This is a genomic window from Mycobacterium sp. 852002-51152_SCH6134967 (assembly GCF_001667105.1).
GTDB lineage: Bacteria > Actinomycetota > Actinomycetes > Mycobacteriales > Mycobacteriaceae > Mycobacterium > Mycobacterium neumannii_A.
This window is the reverse complement of the sequence record NZ_LZIK01000009.1, coordinates 21,962-36,630: the sequence shown is the minus strand read 5'-3', so window position 1 is coordinate 36,630 and position 14,669 is coordinate 21,962. Positions and strand designations below refer to the sequence as shown.

Below are 14,669 nucleotides of genomic sequence, written 5' to 3'. Positions count from 1 at the left end.
CGACTCCCTCCCCCGCCCCCGAGCAGACCACGCCGCGACGGGCCGCCCCGGCTCAGCCGCGGTCCCGCCCCCCGCCGTCGCGCCGGTCGCGAAGAACTCTCTGACGCGGCGGTGGTGTCGCGTTCGTGGGGCATGGCGGTCGCGACACTGGTCAGCCGGCTCACCGGGTTCGCCCGCATCGTGCTGCTCGCGACGATCCTCGGCGCCGCACTCACCAGCGCGTTCTCTGTGGCCTACCAGCTGCCTAACCTGATCGCGGCGCTCGTGCTCGAGGCGACCTTCACCGCGATCTTCGTGCCGGTGCTGGCGCGCGCCGAGCGCGACGATCCCGACAACGGCACGACGTTCATCCGGCGCCTGGTCACGCTGACGACGACGCTGCTGTTGATCATCACCGCGCTATCGGTGGCCTCGGCCCCGATGCTCGTCGACCTCATGCTCGGCAGCGATCCCGAAGTCAACCGCGACCTCACCACCGCGTTCGCCTACCTGCTGCTACCGCAGGTGCTGTTCTACGGGTTGTCGTCGGTGTTCATGGCAATCCTGAACACCCGCAACGTGTTCGGGCCACCTGCCTGGGCGCCGGTATGCAACAACATCGTCGCGATCGTGACGCTGGGCGTGTATCTCATTGTCCCCGGCGAACTCTCGGTGGATCCGGTGCGGATGGGCAACGCCAAGCTCCTCGTGCTCGGCATCGGCATGACGCTCGGAACGGTGACGCAGGTCCTGGTCCTGTTAGCCGCGATCCGCCGCGAACGCATCAGCCTTCGCCCGCTGTGGGGCATCGACGAGCGGATGAAGCAGTTCGGCGCGATGGCCTCGGCGATGGTGCTGTACGTGTTGATCAGCCAGGTGGGGTTGATCGTCGGTAACCGAATCGCCAGCGGCGCCGCGGCTTCCGGGCCCGCGATCTACAACTACACGTGGCTGGTGCTGCAGTTGCCATTCGGCATGATCGGGGTGACGGTACTGACCGTCGTGATGCCGCGGTTGAGCCGCAACGCCGCCTCCAACGACCAGCGGGCGGTGCTCGCCGACCTCTCGCTGGCCACCCGGCTGACGATGGTGACGCTCATCCCCATCGTCGCGCTGATGACGGTCGGCGGACCCGCGATCGGCAGCGCGCTGTTCGCCTACGGCAATTTCGGTGAGGTCGACGCCAACTACCTCGGTATGGCGATCACGCTGTCGGCGTTCACGCTTGTCCCGTATGCGCTTGTGCTGCTTCAACTCCGGGTGTTCTACGCGCGACAACAACCGTGGACGCCGATCCTGCTGATCGTCGTGATCACGACCGTCAAGATCATCGCCTCGCTGATAGCGCCCTACCTCACCGACGACCCCGACCTGGTCGCCGGCTACCTCGGAACTGCCAACGGGCTGGGCTTCGTCGCGGGCGCGGTGGTCGGTTACTTCCTGCTGCGCGCCAATCTCGACCCACCGGGCGGCCGGCTCCTCAACCTGCAAGTCGTGCGCTCCGTGCTGGTCACGATCGCCGCCTCGCTGCTCGCCGCGATGGCCGGCCAGGTCGCCGACAAGCTGTTCGGCCTGGAGTCGCTGACGCGGAACTGGGGCGGTGCCGGCTCCCTGCTGCGACTGGTCGTGCTCGGCGTGGTGATGGTGCCGGTCATCGTCGGGGTCCTCCTCGGTGCGCGCGTACCGGATGCCCAGGCGGCCGTGAACGCGGTCCGGCGCCGACTCGGCGCTGGTGCCCGGCCCGGCACCGGGGCCGGCGGGGTAGCTGTCGGGGCCGCCGACCGGCCACGGACGCGCACCCCTCTCCCGTACCCTGAACAGAGGAATTCGTCCGCACCGGGACGTCGGCACAGCCCGCCGACAGTCCGACGCGGACCACCTGACCCCGTTCCCGGGGACCGGACGCGGAAAGGACCAGCGGTGAGCGACGAACCCGCAGGCGGCTCCGCGCCCACACCCGATTCCGCGACCAGCAAGATTCCGACCGGTCAGTCCGACGTCGTCGCCGACGACCTGCGCCCCGACGTGCCCGATCCCGGTCAGACCACCGAGTTCGCCGCCGAGAACGGCACGGCCCGGCTACCGGTATCGGGCCGGCCGCCCTCGGACTACGGCGGTGATCCCACCCGCGAGCCCCTCGCGTTCGACCCGCCGCGCGAACCCGCCATCGAGGCCGCCACCTCCGACGAGGACGTCCACCTCATCCCGGGCGCAATGGTCGGTGGCGGTCGCTACCGCCTGCTGGTGTTCCACGGCGGCCCGCCCACGCTGCAGTTCTGGCAGGCACTCGACACTGCGTTGAACCGCCAGGTGGCGCTTACCTTCGTCGACCCGGACAACACCCTGTCCGACGAGACGCTGCGCGACATTCTGACGCGCACCCGCAAGCTGAGCAGCATCGACATGCCCGGCATCGCGAGGGTGCTCGACGTGGTCAACACCGGATCCGGTGGGCTGGTCGTATCGGAGTGGATCCGGGGCGGCTCGTTGACGGAGGTCGCCGACACATCGCCGTCCCCGATCGGCGGTGCCAGGGCGATGCAGTCGCTGGCGGCGGCCGCCGAGGCCGCGCACCGGGCGGGAGTCGCGCTCTCGCTCGATCACCCGGGGCGGGTCCGGGTCAGCATCGAGGGCGACGTCGCGCTGGCCTTCCCGGCGACGCTGCCCGACGCGACACCCGAGGACGACATCCGCGGGATCGGGGCGGCGCTGTACGCGCTGCTGATCAACCGGTGGCCACTGCCCGAACACGGTGTGCGCAGCGGCCTGGCCCCCGCCGACCTCGACTCGGCCGGACAACCGATCGAACCGCGCGCAGTCGATCGCCAGATCCCGTTCCAGATCTCGGCCGCGGCGGCGCGGGCCGTACAGGAAGGCGGCGGCATCCGCAGCGCGCCGACCTTGCTGAATCTGCTCCAGCAGGCGACGGCGATCGCCGATCGCACCGAGCTGATCTCCCCGGTCGATGAAGCCGACCGCTCGGTGGCCCCGGGCGCTGCCGGCGGTACCGACCCGGAAACCGAGGCGCGGCGTCGCAAGGCCCTGATGATCGGGCTTGGCGTCGGCGGCGCCATCGTCGTGGTCGCGCTCGTGGTGCTGGCCACAGTGCTGAGCCGGATCTTCGGCGACGTCGGCGACGGCCTGGGCGGCGACCGGCTCGGGCTCAACGACCCGACCACCACAGAGTCGGTCGAAGGCAGCACCGGCAGCGGCAATGTCGTCAAACCGACTGCGGTGTCGGTCTTTTCACCCGAGGGTGAGGCCGATGCACCGTCCGATGCGCCGAAGGCGATCGACGGCGACAAGTCCACGGTGTGGCCGATCGACACCTACACCGACCCGGTGCCATTCCCGAACTTCAAGAACGGCGTCGGGCTGATGCTGCAGCTGCCACAGTCGACCACGGTCGGCGAGGTCGACATCGACCTCAACAGCACCGGCACGGCGGTCGAGATCCGCTCCGCGCAGTCCCCGACACCGTCCTCGCTTGCCGACACCACCGTGCTGACCCCGGCCACCCAGCTCAAACCGGGCTCCAACACCATCAAGGTCGAAAATGCCTCGCCCACCTCCAACCTGCTGGTCTGGGTGTCGACGCTCGGCCAGGTCAACGGCGAGAGCCGGTCGGACATCGCCGAGGTCACGGTCAGGTCGGCGTCGTGACCGGACGGTCGGCGTCCTGACCGGATTCATCCCCAGCCCGCCAAAGATGTGTCGGGAGACACCCGCGTAGCCGTTTAGTGTTCGGCTGTGGGGAGCATCGGGGGGCCGGCGGGAGAACGCAGCGACGCGGAGTTGCTCGCCGCGCACGTCGCCGGTGACCGCTACGCGTTCGAAGAGTTGTTCTACCGCCACCACCGGCAGTTGTACCGGATCGCGCGCATCACCAGCCGCAATCCCGACGACGCCGCCGACGCGCTGCAGGACGCGATGCTCAAGGCGCACCGGCGGGCGCCCGCCTTCCGCTACGACGCGGCGGTGAGCAGCTGGCTGTACCGCATCGTGGTGAACTCGTGTCTGGATCGGTTGCGGCGCAACAAAACCCGCGTCGCCGAAACGCTGTCCGACGACCAGGGCCACATCGGTGACCCGGCCTCGCGCGTGGACACCGCGATCGTCGTCGAGCGGGCACTGATGCGGTTGCCCGTCGAACAGCGCGCCGCGGTGGTGGCCGTCGACATGCAGGGCTACTCGGTCGCCGAGACCGCCCGCATGCTCGGTGTGCCCGAAGGCACCGTCAAGAGCCGATGCTCCCGCGCTCGGGCCAAGCTGGCCGAGGCACTCGAGTACTTCGACGCGGAAACCGCCGCTCACACCGACTGAGCGGAACCGCGGGCACATGCGCCGCGTCTTACGTGTCGTGGTGGAGACTGGCTAGCGATGCAGACCGGAACGGACGACGACTCGGGTCCGGCGGTTGAGCGGGTGCGCCGCGGCCTGGCCGAGTTGGCGCACAACGAGGACTCCGCGCCGGACGTGCCCGCGGGCGTCACCGCACGCATCGGTGCCGCGTTACGGGCCGCCGACGACCCTCACCACGCCGTCGAACGGCCCCGGCTGCGCCGAATGCACGTTCTCGGGCTGGTCGCCGGCCTGGCCGCCGTGACCGCCGGGGTCATCATCGGCACGTCGACGCTGGTGCGCGATCCCGCACCGCGGTTCTCCCAGCCCGGGCCCACCGCCGAGCGGATCACCGTGCCGCGCCGGCCGTCGGCCTTCCCGCTGACCGGTCCCCAGCTCGCCGGCCTACTGTCGGCGCCGCCCGACTACGGGCCGCTGTCCGATCCGCGCCGCCGCGCCGCCTGCCTCGAGGGACTGGGGCACCCGGCGACCACGCCCGTCCTCGGGGCGCTTCCGGTTCAGCTGACTGGGCGCCCGGCTGTCGTGCTGCTTCTGCCCGCGGGTCCGGGCGCCGACATCCTCGCGGTGGCCGTCGACGCTGCGTGCCATGCGGCTCACGGTGGGCTGCTGGCCGAAACCGTGGTCGCACGACCGTAGTCTGTCCCCCGAGGTTGTTCGGAAACTCCGGGAACACCACCGCCTACGCTGGTGTTATACCGGTGCCGCGAAAGTGGCAGAAAGGCGCTCATGACCACCACATCCACGGTTCACGATCTGATCATCATCGGATCCGGTCCGGCCGGCTACACCGCAGCGATCTACGCAGCGCGTGCGCAGTTAAAGCCGCTGGTGTTCGAAGGCGTCCAGTTCGGCGGTGCGTTGATGACCACCACCGAGGTGGAGAACTATCCCGGCTTCCGAAACGGCATCACCGGTCCCGAATTGATGGACGAGATGCGCGAACAGGCGTTGCGCTTCGGCGCGGACCTGCGCATGGAGGACGTCGACGCTGTCTCGCTCGAAGGTCCGGTCAAGACCGTCACGGTCGGCGACGACACCTACCGGGCGCGGGCGGTGATCCTCGCGATGGGCGCTGCGGCGCGGCACCTCGGCGTGCCGGGCGAGGAGGCCCTGATGGGCATGGGCGTGAGCACATGCGCGACCTGTGACGGGTTCTTCTTCCGCGAAGAGGACATCCTCGTCGTCGGCGGCGGCGACTCGGCGATGGAAGAGGCGATCTTCCTCACTAAGTTCGCCCGCAGCGTCACCCTGGTGCACCGCCGCGACGAGTTCCGCGCCTCGCGGATCATGCTGGATCGTGCCCGCGCGAACGAGAAGATCACGTTCCTGACCAACACCGACGTCCTCGAGATCGAAGGCAGCCCGAAGGTCAGCGGAGTCCGGTTGCGCAACAAGGTGACCGGCGAGGAGTCGAAGCTGGCCGTCACCGGTGTGTTCGTCGCGATCGGCCACGACCCGCGTTCGGATCTGATCCGCGGCCAGGTCGACCTCGACGAGGACGGTTACGTCCTGACGCAGCAGGGGTCGACCAGCACCTCGATCGAAGGTGTCTTCGCCGCAGGCGATCTCGTCGACCGCACTTACCGACAGGCCATCACCGCTGCGGGCACCGGCTGTTCGGCGTCCATCGACGCCGAACGTTGGCTCGCCGAAATCGGTTCTGGCCCAAGCGATGAAACCATCGAAACACCCGTCTGATAGGAGTACCCCGATGACCGAGAGCACCGGATCCACGGTAGCGGTGACCGACGACTCGTTCTCCCAGGACGTGTTGTCCAGCAGCACACCGGTGCTGGTGGACTTCTGGGCGACCTGGTGCGGTCCCTGCAAGATGATCGCCCCGGTGCTCGAGGAGATCGCCACCGAAAAGGCGGGCGCGCTGACCGTCGCCAAGCTCGACGTCGACGCCAACCCCGTCACGGCCCGCGATTTCCAGGTGGTGTCGATCCCGACGCTCATCGTGTTCAAAGACGGCTCCCCCGTGAAGCGGATCGTCGGCGCAAAAGGCAAGGCTGCGCTGCTGCGCGAGCTTTCTGACGTGCTCTAGCCGCCGTCCGGTGCGGCAATCCGGGGCACGGACACCCGCCTGGCGTTTTCTTGAATCGGCGAAGTGTCTGCGACAATCGTGCCTAGCCCGTCAACTTGGTCGGCGCCCTCGCGCAGCTGACAACCGTGACTGAAAGGCCGCATATGTCCAGTCTGCGTCGCGGTGACCGCGGGTCCGCGGTCACCGAGATCAGGGCTGCATTGACGGCGCTGGGCATGCTCGACAACTCCGACGAGGAGATCACCACCGGCAGGCATATCGCGCTGGACTTGTTCGACGCCGAACTCGACCATGCCGTGCGCGCCTTCCAGCAGCATCGCGGTCTGCTGGTCGACGGGATCGTCGGCGAAGCGACGTACCGCGCGCTCAAGGAGGCGTCGTACCGGCTCGGCGCACGCACGCTGAGCCATCAGTTCGGCGCCCCGATGTTCGGCGACGACGTCGCCACACTGCAGGCCCGACTCCAAGACCTCGGCTTCTACACCGGCCTCGTCGACGGACATTTCGGTCTTAGCACGCACAACGCGTTGATGTCGTATCAGCGCGAGTACGGCCTGTACCCCGACGGGATCTGCGGCCCGGAGACGCTGCGCTCCTTGTACTTTCTGGGATCACGCGTCACCGGCGGCTCTCCGCATGCGATCCGCGAGGAGGAACTGGTCCGCCGCTCCGGTCCCCGGCTCTCGGGTAAACGCATCATCATCGACCCCGGCCGGGGCGGCGACGACCACGGTCAGATCATGCAGGGCCCGAGCGGGCCGATCAGCGAGTCAGACATCCTGTGGGATCTGGCGAGTCGGCTCGAGGGCCGGATGACCGCGATCGGTATGGAGACGTTCCTGTCGCGCCCGGCCAACCGTGCCCCCTCGGACGCCGAACGCGCCGCGACCGCGAACGCCGTCGGCGCCGACCTGATGATCAGCCTGCGCTGCGCCACCCAGCCCAGCCCCGGGGCCAACGGTGTCGCATCGTTCCACTTCGGGAACTCACACGGCTCGGTGTCCACCATCGGCCGCAATCTCGCCGACTTCATCCAACGAGAAGTGGTGGCCCGCACCGGATTACGCGATTGCCGCACACATGGGCGGACGTGGGACCTGTTGCGTCTGACCCGGATGCCCACGGTGCAGGTCGACGTCGGCTACATCACCAACCCGCACGACCGGGCCATGCTGGTGTCCTCACAGGCCCGCGATGCCATTGCCGAGGGCATGCTCGCCGCTGTAAAGCGGCTCTACCTGCTCGGTAAAAACGACCGTCCCACAGGCACTTTCACGTTCGCCGAGCTGCTCGCCCACGAGCTCTCGGTCGACCAGGCCGGACGCGTCAGCCCGTCCTGACCGCTGATCGCGGTCAAAGACACCGAACTCGCACCCGCCCCGACCGGCTGGCGAATCTGCGCGAACTCGAACAGCCGCTCCAACGCCGCTTCGACATCGGCCTTCCAGCCCAACCCCTGCTCCAACTCCAGACGCAGCCGCGGGAAGTACCGGTGCTGGGCGACAACGACGAAGCCCGCGTCGAGAAGTAGATCAGCGTCGAGCACGCACTGTTCGACCGAGCAGTCGCCGAGGACTTCCACGACCGGGCGCAGCGTCGGCGTCACCGCTCCCGGTTCGGCGAGCTCGCGGACTTCGGTGGTGTGCGCGAACGCTTCGAGCGCACGGGCACCGCGCCGAACCAGATCACCCACCACCGCCGAGATCAGCGCCCGCGACAATCCCTCGGCGTCCTCACCGGATTCGATACCCAGCGACGTGAGTAGGACGGCGTCGGCGCTGACGGGCGCTGTCGGGAACCGGTGTGCACGGGGGACGGCACCGGGTGGGGCGTAGAACGCGTATCCCAGGCACGCCTCGTCTCCGCTCAGCGGGACGGGTCCGTCGTCGGTCTCGCCCTCGGCGCACTGCACCGCGACCTGACCGCACGATCCCCATTCGAGCATGACCATCGACAGCCATGCCTCTTTCTCGAATTCGGGATCCGACAGGTGATCGTCGACGCCGGGAACCGCGGCGCCGGTCGCATCCCGCCCCAGAGTCGAGGGATCGACCTCCCAATACACGCAGCGGCGGGCATGCTTGGGCAACTGCTCGAACGCTTCGAGCCGTAGAGGCGTGATGCGTGCCGACACTAGAGTCCCCGAGTCCTACGCGGTGCAGAGGTACACAGCTGCCCCTCCAGAATAGAAGGGCGGAGACACCTCGACGCTCCGATTCGGGTACCTCTCTCTAGGAGCGGCGAAACGCTTTGTGTCACAGGTGGTTTCCTTCGAAGGGCGGCGGTCACGCCGATGAGACGCGGGTTGTGTCACAGTGACGTAATTACCCGGTGTGGTAGGTCACCGTTCGGATGCGCTCATCAGTTCGACTATGCGCTGCAAATCGTCGACCGATCCGAATTCGACCACGATCTTGCCCTTGCGTTTGCCGAGGCTGACCGTGACGCGGGTATCGAACGCCGTCGACAGCCGCTCGGCAACGTCCTGGAGGCCCGGCATGTTGATCGGCTTGCGCTTCGGCGCCGCCGGCGCCGCCGGGCCCGCACTGTTGGCCAGCGTGACGGCTTCCTCGGTCGCTCGCACGGACAGCCCCTCGGCGACGATCCGCGCGGCGAGCTCCTCCTGCTTCTCCGGTCCGCCTTCCAGCGACAGGAGAGCGCGCGCATGTCCGGCGGAGAGCACCCCCGCGGCGACCCGGCGCTGTACGGCGATGGGCAAGCGCAACAACCGGATCATGTTCGTGATCACCGGACGCGAGCGCCCGATTCGCGACGCCAGTTCATCGTGGGTGACCTCGAACTCGTCGAGCAGCTGCTGATAGGCGGCCGCCTCCTCCAACGGGTTCAGTTGCGCGCGGTGGATGTTCTCCAACAACGCGTCGCGCAGCATGCTGTCGTCGGTGGTCTCGCGGACGATCGCCGGGATGGTGGCGAGGCCGGCCTCTTGGGCGGCGCGCCAGCGCCGCTCCCCCATCACGAGTTGGAAGCGGGCGCCTCCCGGTTCGGGCTGCGGAAGCGGGCGCACGACGATCGGCTGCATGAGACCGAACTCGCGGATCGAGTGGACGAGCTCGGCCAGCGCCTCCTCGTCGAAGACCTGTCGCGGCTGCCGCGGGTTCGGCTCGATCGATGCCGGATCGATCTCGCGGTACACCGCGCCGACCTCATTCACCACGCCGTTGGACGGCCCGCCGATCACGACATCGGCGGCGGCGTCCCCCATCCGCGGGCCGAGTCCGGACTGGTCGCCGTCGGCTGGGCCGGTGGGGATGAGCGAAGCCAGGCCGCGGCCGAGACCGCTGCGCTTGCGTGTGGGTTGGCTCATCGTCTGCTCCTCTTCGCGTAAGCGCTCATCAGTACGTTCTGCCTTTCTCCGCACACGCTCATCGGTTGTTTCGATTCTGGCCGCGATCGGCGATCTCGCGGCTGGCATCCAGATAGCTCATCGCACCGCGCGAGCCCGGGTCGTAGCCGAGGATCGTCATTCCGTAACCGGGCGCCTCGGACACTTTGACGCTGCGCGGGATGACAGTGCGCAGAACCTTCTCGCCGAAGTGGGCGCGCACATCGGAGGCCACCTGGTCGGCGAGTTTGGTTCGGCCGTCGTACATCGTGAGGATCACCGTGGTCACGTCGAGTTGCGGATTGAGGTGTGCCTTGACCATTTCGATGGTCCGCATCAGCTGGCCGACACCTTCCAGTGCGTAGTACTCGCACTGGATCGGGATCAGCACCTCGGGCGCTGCGACGAACGCGTTGATGGTCAGCAGGCCGAGCGACGGCGGGCAGTCGATGAACACGTAGTCGAAGTTGAACTCCGTGAGCGACGCCAGCGCCGTGCGCAGGCGGCCTTCGCGGGCCACCATGCTCACCAACTCGATCTCGGCGCCGGCCAGGTCGATGGTCGCGGGCACACAATAGAGCCGCTCGTTGTGGGGGCTGCGCTGCAGGGCGTCGCGCAGCGGGATCTCTCCGATCAACACCTCGTACGACGACGGCGTGCCCGGCCGGTGCTCGATGCCCAATGCCGTGCTCGCGTTGCCCTGCGGGTCGAGGTCGATGACGAGCGTCTGCAGTCCCTGCAGAGCGAGCGCCGCCGCGATGTTGACGGCCGTGGTCGTCTTGCCGACCCCGCCCTTCTGATTGGCGATCGTGAACACGCGCTGCCGGTCGGGCCGCGGAAGACTGCCCTTCGATGCGGCGTGTAGCAACCGCACCGCGCGCTCGGCCTCGGCGCCGATCGGCGTATCGAGACCGGCGGGATCCTCCCAGCGGTCCTGTGCCGCCTTCTCCGGCCACTGCTCTTTGGGAGCGGTGCCGGGCGAGGTTTCACGTGAAACATCGGCCGTTCCCGTTGCAAGGCCGACTGCGACGTCGCCGGTTTCACGTGAAACATTCGCGGCCGGGCCTGCGGGTGCCGAAGGTGCCGGCACCCCATTCTGTGACGCCATCATCCTCGTCTCCTGCCCGTTGGCCGGTGCGTTACCGCCTTCTCCCGCCGTGCCACGACGACGGTCGCGGGTGGATCCAAGTAGTTCGCGCCACACCTCATCACCCTTACATCGGCCGCGCCGAGCGACGCCATCACACGCCGATGGTCGCGGATCTCCTCTTCGGCACGCTCACCCTTGAGGGCGAGCATGTGGCCGTCGACGCGAAGGAGCGGCATGCTCCATCGAGTCAGCCTGTCCAGGGAGGCCACCGCCCTGGACACCACTACGTCCGTCTCCCCCAACTGCTTCCTCACCCCCGGCTCTTCGGCCCGTCCACGAACGACCGTCGCGTCGACCCCGAGTTCGTCGACCATCTCGCGCAGGAACTCGCTGCGGCGCAGGAGTGGTTCGATGAGCGTCACGTGTAGGTCGGGTCGGGCCAACGCCAACGGTATCCCGGGAAGACCCGCGCCACTACCAATGTCGGCGACTCTCTGATCCGGCTCGACGAGTTCGGACAGCGCCACACTGTTGAGGATGTGGCGCTCCCAAATTCGCTCGACTTCCCGCGGACCGATCAGCCCGCGTTCGACGCCCGCACCCGCAAGGGTCGCGGCGTACCGCTGGATCCGGTCGAGGCGCTCCCCGAACAAGGAGGCTGCCGCGTCCGGCGGCGCCGACACCTCCCCATGTTTCACGTGAAACATCCTCCGGATCGTCGCGTCGGACCGACGACGCCAATGAACTACACAGTTGTAACTCTGGGTCAGTCGGCGAGGACGACTACACGCCGCGACGGCTCGACGCCCTCGCTCTCGCTGTGGACGCCGTCGATGGCCGCGACCGCATCGTGCACGATCTTGCGCTCGAACGGCGTCATCGGGGCCAGCTCTTCGCGTTCGCCGGTCTCGAGCACGCGGCGCGCCACCTTGTCGCCGAGTGCGGCCAACTCATCGCGACGCCGGCGCCGCCAGCGCGCGATGTCGAGCATCAGCCGGCTGCGCTCCCCCGTCTTCTGGTGCACGGCCAGGCGCGTCAGTTCCTGCAAGGCGTCGAGCACTTCACCCTTGCGACCCACCAACTTGTTCAGGTCGTCGCCGCCGTCGATGCTCACGACCGCGCGGTCCCCCTCGACGTCGAGATCGATGTCACCGTCGAAGTCGAGCAGGTCCAACAACTCCTCGAGATAGTCGCCCGCGATCTCACCCTCGGCGACCAGCTTCTCCTCCAGATCGTCCTCGGCTACCGGCGCGGAGGCATTGGAGTCCTCATCGACGAGTTCGTCGCGCTCGGTCGTCTCGGCGTCAGTCATGTCCTTCTCTCCTCATTCCACCGGGATCGTCCGGTCACCGTTTACGTTTCTTGGGCCGCGCGCCGGGTCGCGGCGTGCGGTTCGCTGCACCGCTCGCTGCCTTGCCGCTCGCTGCCTTGCCCGGGCTACTGCCCGCCGGCTTCTTGCCCGCCGTGCCGTTCTCCGACGCCGCCTCGCTGCTTTCGGACTCGTCGCTCGACCCCGGCTCGGAAACCTCGGAAGCGTTCCCCGCCTGACTCTTACGGGTGCGTTTCGGCTTGGCTCCCGGCGGTGGTGCGTTCTTCGCCTGCCGCTCCTGCGCCTCGAGCTTCTTCGCCTCTTCTTCCTTCTCGATCTTGCCGAACACATAGTGCTGCTGACCGAAGGTCCAGATGTTGTTCGCGAGCCAGTACATGATGATGGCCAGCGGCAGGAACGGCCCGCCGGCGACGACGCCGAACGGGAACACGTACAGCGCCAGCTTGTTCATCAACGCCGTCTGCGGATTGGCTGCCGCTTCGGGGCTCTGCCGCGCCACCGAGGCCCGGCTGTTGAAGTACGTCGCCACGCCGGCCATTATCATGATCGGCACACCAACGGCGATCACGGATGCTCGGTTGAATTCCTTGAACGCGTCCAGGCCGGTCGTCTGGATCATCCACGCACCGATCGGCGCGCCGAACAGATGAGCGTCCAGGAAGTGCCCCACGTCGGTGGCGCTGAACACGTAGTTGGGCAGCGACCGGTTCACCGCCGGGTCCAGGTGCTGGGCTCCGATCCCGTAGCCGCCAGTGCGGTTGAACGACCGCAGCACGTGGAACAGGCCGATGAACACGGGGATCTGAGCGAGCATCGGCAGGCAGCCGAGGATCGGATTGAACCCGTGTTCCTTCTGCAGCTTCTGCATCTCCAGCGCCATGCGTTGACGGTCCTTGCCGTACTTCTTCTGCAGTGCCTTGATCTGCGGCTGCAGCTCCTGCATTTGGCGCGTCGTCCGGATCTGCTTCACGAACGGCTTGTAGAGGATCGCGCGCAGGGTGAACACCAGGAACATCACCGAAAGCGCCCAAGCGAAGAAGTTCGATGGACCCAGCAGGAAGGCGAACAGCTTGTACCAAACCCACATGATCGCCGACACCGGGTAGTAGATGATGTCGAGGCTGAACCAGTTAAACACGCGTCTCGCTTCCTGCTCGCAATGCTGGATGGCCGCCACTGACGTCGGCAGTGGTGTTCCGATCCTCTGGCGACTCGTCCGCGGGAGCGCTCGCACCGTCTTGGTCGCCGTGTCCGCCGGCGGCCGGGCGCTCTGGGATCGGGTCCCATCCTCCCCTATGCCACGGCCCGCATTTCAACAGCCGTACCGTCGCGAGCCAACCTCCGCCCACCAGCCCGTACTCGGTCAATGCGTCGACGGCGTACTGGCTACAGGTCGGGGTGAATCGACACGTCGGCAGCCGCAACGGCGAGATGGTGTGCCGGTACAGCTGAATCACGAAGATGACGGCGCGCGCCGTCCGCGCCCCCGCCGACCTCACCGGGCGGCCTCGGACTTGGGTTTGACTCGGCGAAGGGCGGTCCGCAGTTCTTGTTCGAGCCGCGCCGATATCGCATGCCGGCTGCTGGGCAGTGCGCGGATCACTACACGATCGGCGGGGTCCAGCTCATCGACGAGGGATCGCGCAACGTGGCGCAGCCGCCGGGCGACGCGATGGCGTTGCACCGCGGTGCCGACGGCTTTCGAGACGACCAGCCCGATCCGCGGTCCGGGCTCTGAGGGCTCGTCGGACCGCAGGGCGTGCACGACGAGATCGGGCTGCACTGCGCGCACCCCTCGGCTGACCGTGTTCCCGAACTCCGCTGACCGGGTCATGCGGTACCGCGCCGGAAGCACCAGCGTCAACTCCCGCTCGAAGTCACGTGGGAGTCACGCAGTCAGCTTGCGCCGACCCTTGCTCCGGCGGTTCGTGACGATCGCACGGCCTGCCCGGGTGCGCATCCGCAGCCGGAAGCCATGCACGCGCGCCCGGCGCCGGTTGTTCGGCTGGAAGGTCCGCTTGCCCTTGGCCACGGCTGTCTCCTTGTTGCGTCTGGCACCCGCAGCCCCCACCGACGACGTACGAATCGGTTTGGACGCAGTTGCCGTTGGTAAGCTCGTCCATCTTGCTAGCCGGCGCGGTCCCCGGTCGATGCCCGGGTCGCAGCCGTATCACCTCGTACGGGCGACTGTTCGAGGGTACTGAGGAGTTTTCGCTGGGTCAAACCTGGCCGAATGTCAGTGTGGACAGCCACATTTGCAACACGCGTCACCGCCGACCAACAGCGAAAAATATCCGTCCATGCAATGTTGCAGAACGGTTGGCACCCGCGAAGAAAACTGTTAGCTTCTGCCAGTGCCGTTCGATAACGAAACGGCGACGGACAACGAAGCGAGGATGCCCGACCAGTCGTGAGCCCACAGGATGCCTCACATCTGTGATGTGGCCCGACCCGCGGCCTCCCCGCCGGTAGAAAACAGAACGACGACGACTGTCCAGTCTCCACAGCCTGTGGATAA

At 67.6% G+C, this 14,669-nt stretch carries 15 protein-coding genes; 6 read left to right on the top strand and 9 right to left on the bottom strand.

Going from position 1 to position 14,669, the window contains the following annotated elements:
- From murJ to A5790_RS01800, 6 genes are all read left to right on the top strand, one after another.
- A partial coding sequence (murJ, locus tag A5790_RS01825) for a murein biosynthesis integral membrane protein MurJ (protein WP_231987570.1) occupies nucleotides 1–3,642 on the top strand: 3,642 nt, incomplete at its 5' end.
- 87 nt (nucleotides 3,643–3,729) lie between these two features.
- Nucleotides 3,730–4,302, top strand: coding sequence for an RNA polymerase sigma factor SigM (gene sigM / locus A5790_RS01820; protein ID WP_066840997.1), 573 nt, complete (start codon nucleotides 3,730–3,732; stop codon nucleotides 4,300–4,302).
- A gap of 57 nt (nucleotides 4,303–4,359) precedes the next feature.
- Nucleotides 4,360–4,977 carry a hypothetical protein gene (locus A5790_RS01815; RefSeq protein ID WP_066840995.1) on the top strand — a complete coding sequence of 206 codons (618 nt, stop codon included), beginning with the start codon at nucleotides 4,360–4,362 and terminating at the stop codon, nucleotides 4,975–4,977.
- A 90-nt stretch (nucleotides 4,978–5,067) separates the two neighbouring features.
- A complete protein-coding gene (gene trxB / locus A5790_RS01810; RefSeq protein WP_066840994.1) occupies nucleotides 5,068–6,039 on the top strand; it encodes a thioredoxin-disulfide reductase in 972 nt (323 codons plus the stop codon).
- Between the two features lie 13 nt (nucleotides 6,040–6,052).
- On the top strand, nucleotides 6,053–6,388 hold the full coding sequence (gene trxA, locus A5790_RS01805; protein ID WP_064394700.1) for a thioredoxin: 336 nt from the start codon (nucleotides 6,053–6,055) through the stop codon (nucleotides 6,386–6,388).
- Between the two features lie 143 nt (nucleotides 6,389–6,531).
- The gene (locus A5790_RS01800) at nucleotides 6,532–7,728 is read left to right on the top strand and encodes an N-acetylmuramoyl-L-alanine amidase (protein ID WP_066840992.1); all 1,197 of its coding nucleotides are present in this window, start codon (nucleotides 6,532–6,534) and stop codon (nucleotides 7,726–7,728) included.
- Here the strand turns inward: A5790_RS01800 and A5790_RS01795 are convergent.
- From A5790_RS01795 to rpmH, 9 genes are all read right to left on the bottom strand, one after another.
- Entirely contained in the window at nucleotides 7,623–8,522 is a 900-nt protein-coding gene (locus A5790_RS01795) for an acetyltransferase (RefSeq protein ID WP_066840990.1), read from the bottom strand. The genes A5790_RS01800 and A5790_RS01795 overlap by 106 nt on opposite strands.
- A 207-nt stretch (nucleotides 8,523–8,729) precedes the next feature.
- Entirely contained in the window at nucleotides 8,730–9,713 is a 984-nt protein-coding gene (locus tag A5790_RS01790) for a ParB/RepB/Spo0J family partition protein (RefSeq protein WP_066840988.1), read from the bottom strand.
- 58 nt (nucleotides 9,714–9,771) lie between these two features.
- Nucleotides 9,772–10,842: a ParA family protein gene (locus A5790_RS01785; protein WP_369829755.1), complete on the bottom strand. Its 1,071-nt coding sequence runs from the start codon at nucleotides 10,840–10,842 to the stop codon at nucleotides 9,772–9,774.
- Nucleotides 10,839–11,528 carry a 16S rRNA (guanine(527)-N(7))-methyltransferase RsmG gene (gene rsmG / locus A5790_RS01780; protein WP_066840986.1) on the bottom strand — a complete coding sequence of 230 codons (690 nt, stop codon included), beginning with the start codon at nucleotides 11,526–11,528 and terminating at the stop codon, nucleotides 10,839–10,841. The genes A5790_RS01785 and rsmG overlap by 4 nt, the downstream gene beginning before the upstream one ends.
- Before the next feature lie 59 nt (nucleotides 11,529–11,587).
- A complete protein-coding gene (locus A5790_RS01775; protein WP_066840984.1) occupies nucleotides 11,588–12,133 on the bottom strand; it encodes a R3H domain-containing nucleic acid-binding protein in 546 nt (181 codons plus the stop codon).
- Between the two features lie 34 nt (nucleotides 12,134–12,167).
- The gene (gene yidC, locus A5790_RS01770) at nucleotides 12,168–13,238 is read right to left on the bottom strand and encodes a membrane protein insertase YidC (RefSeq protein ID WP_231987572.1); all 1,071 of its coding nucleotides are present in this window, start codon (nucleotides 13,236–13,238) and stop codon (nucleotides 12,168–12,170) included.
- A 43-nt stretch (nucleotides 13,239–13,281) separates the two neighbouring features.
- Nucleotides 13,282–13,650, bottom strand: a complete 369-nt coding sequence (gene yidD / locus A5790_RS25280; protein ID WP_082961534.1) for a membrane protein insertion efficiency factor YidD — start codon at nucleotides 13,648–13,650, stop codon at nucleotides 13,282–13,284.
- Nucleotides 13,647–14,006 (bottom strand): ribonuclease P protein component, encoded by a 360-nt coding sequence (gene rnpA / locus A5790_RS01765; protein ID WP_066840982.1) that lies wholly within the window; start codon nucleotides 14,004–14,006, stop codon nucleotides 13,647–13,649. The genes yidD and rnpA overlap by 4 nt, the downstream gene beginning before the upstream one ends.
- Nucleotides 14,007–14,039: 33 nt before the next feature.
- A complete protein-coding gene (gene rpmH, locus A5790_RS01760) occupies nucleotides 14,040–14,183 on the bottom strand; it encodes a 50S ribosomal protein L34 (RefSeq protein WP_064346175.1) in 144 nt (47 codons plus the stop codon).
- Nucleotides 14,184–14,669 lie beyond the last annotated feature (486 nt).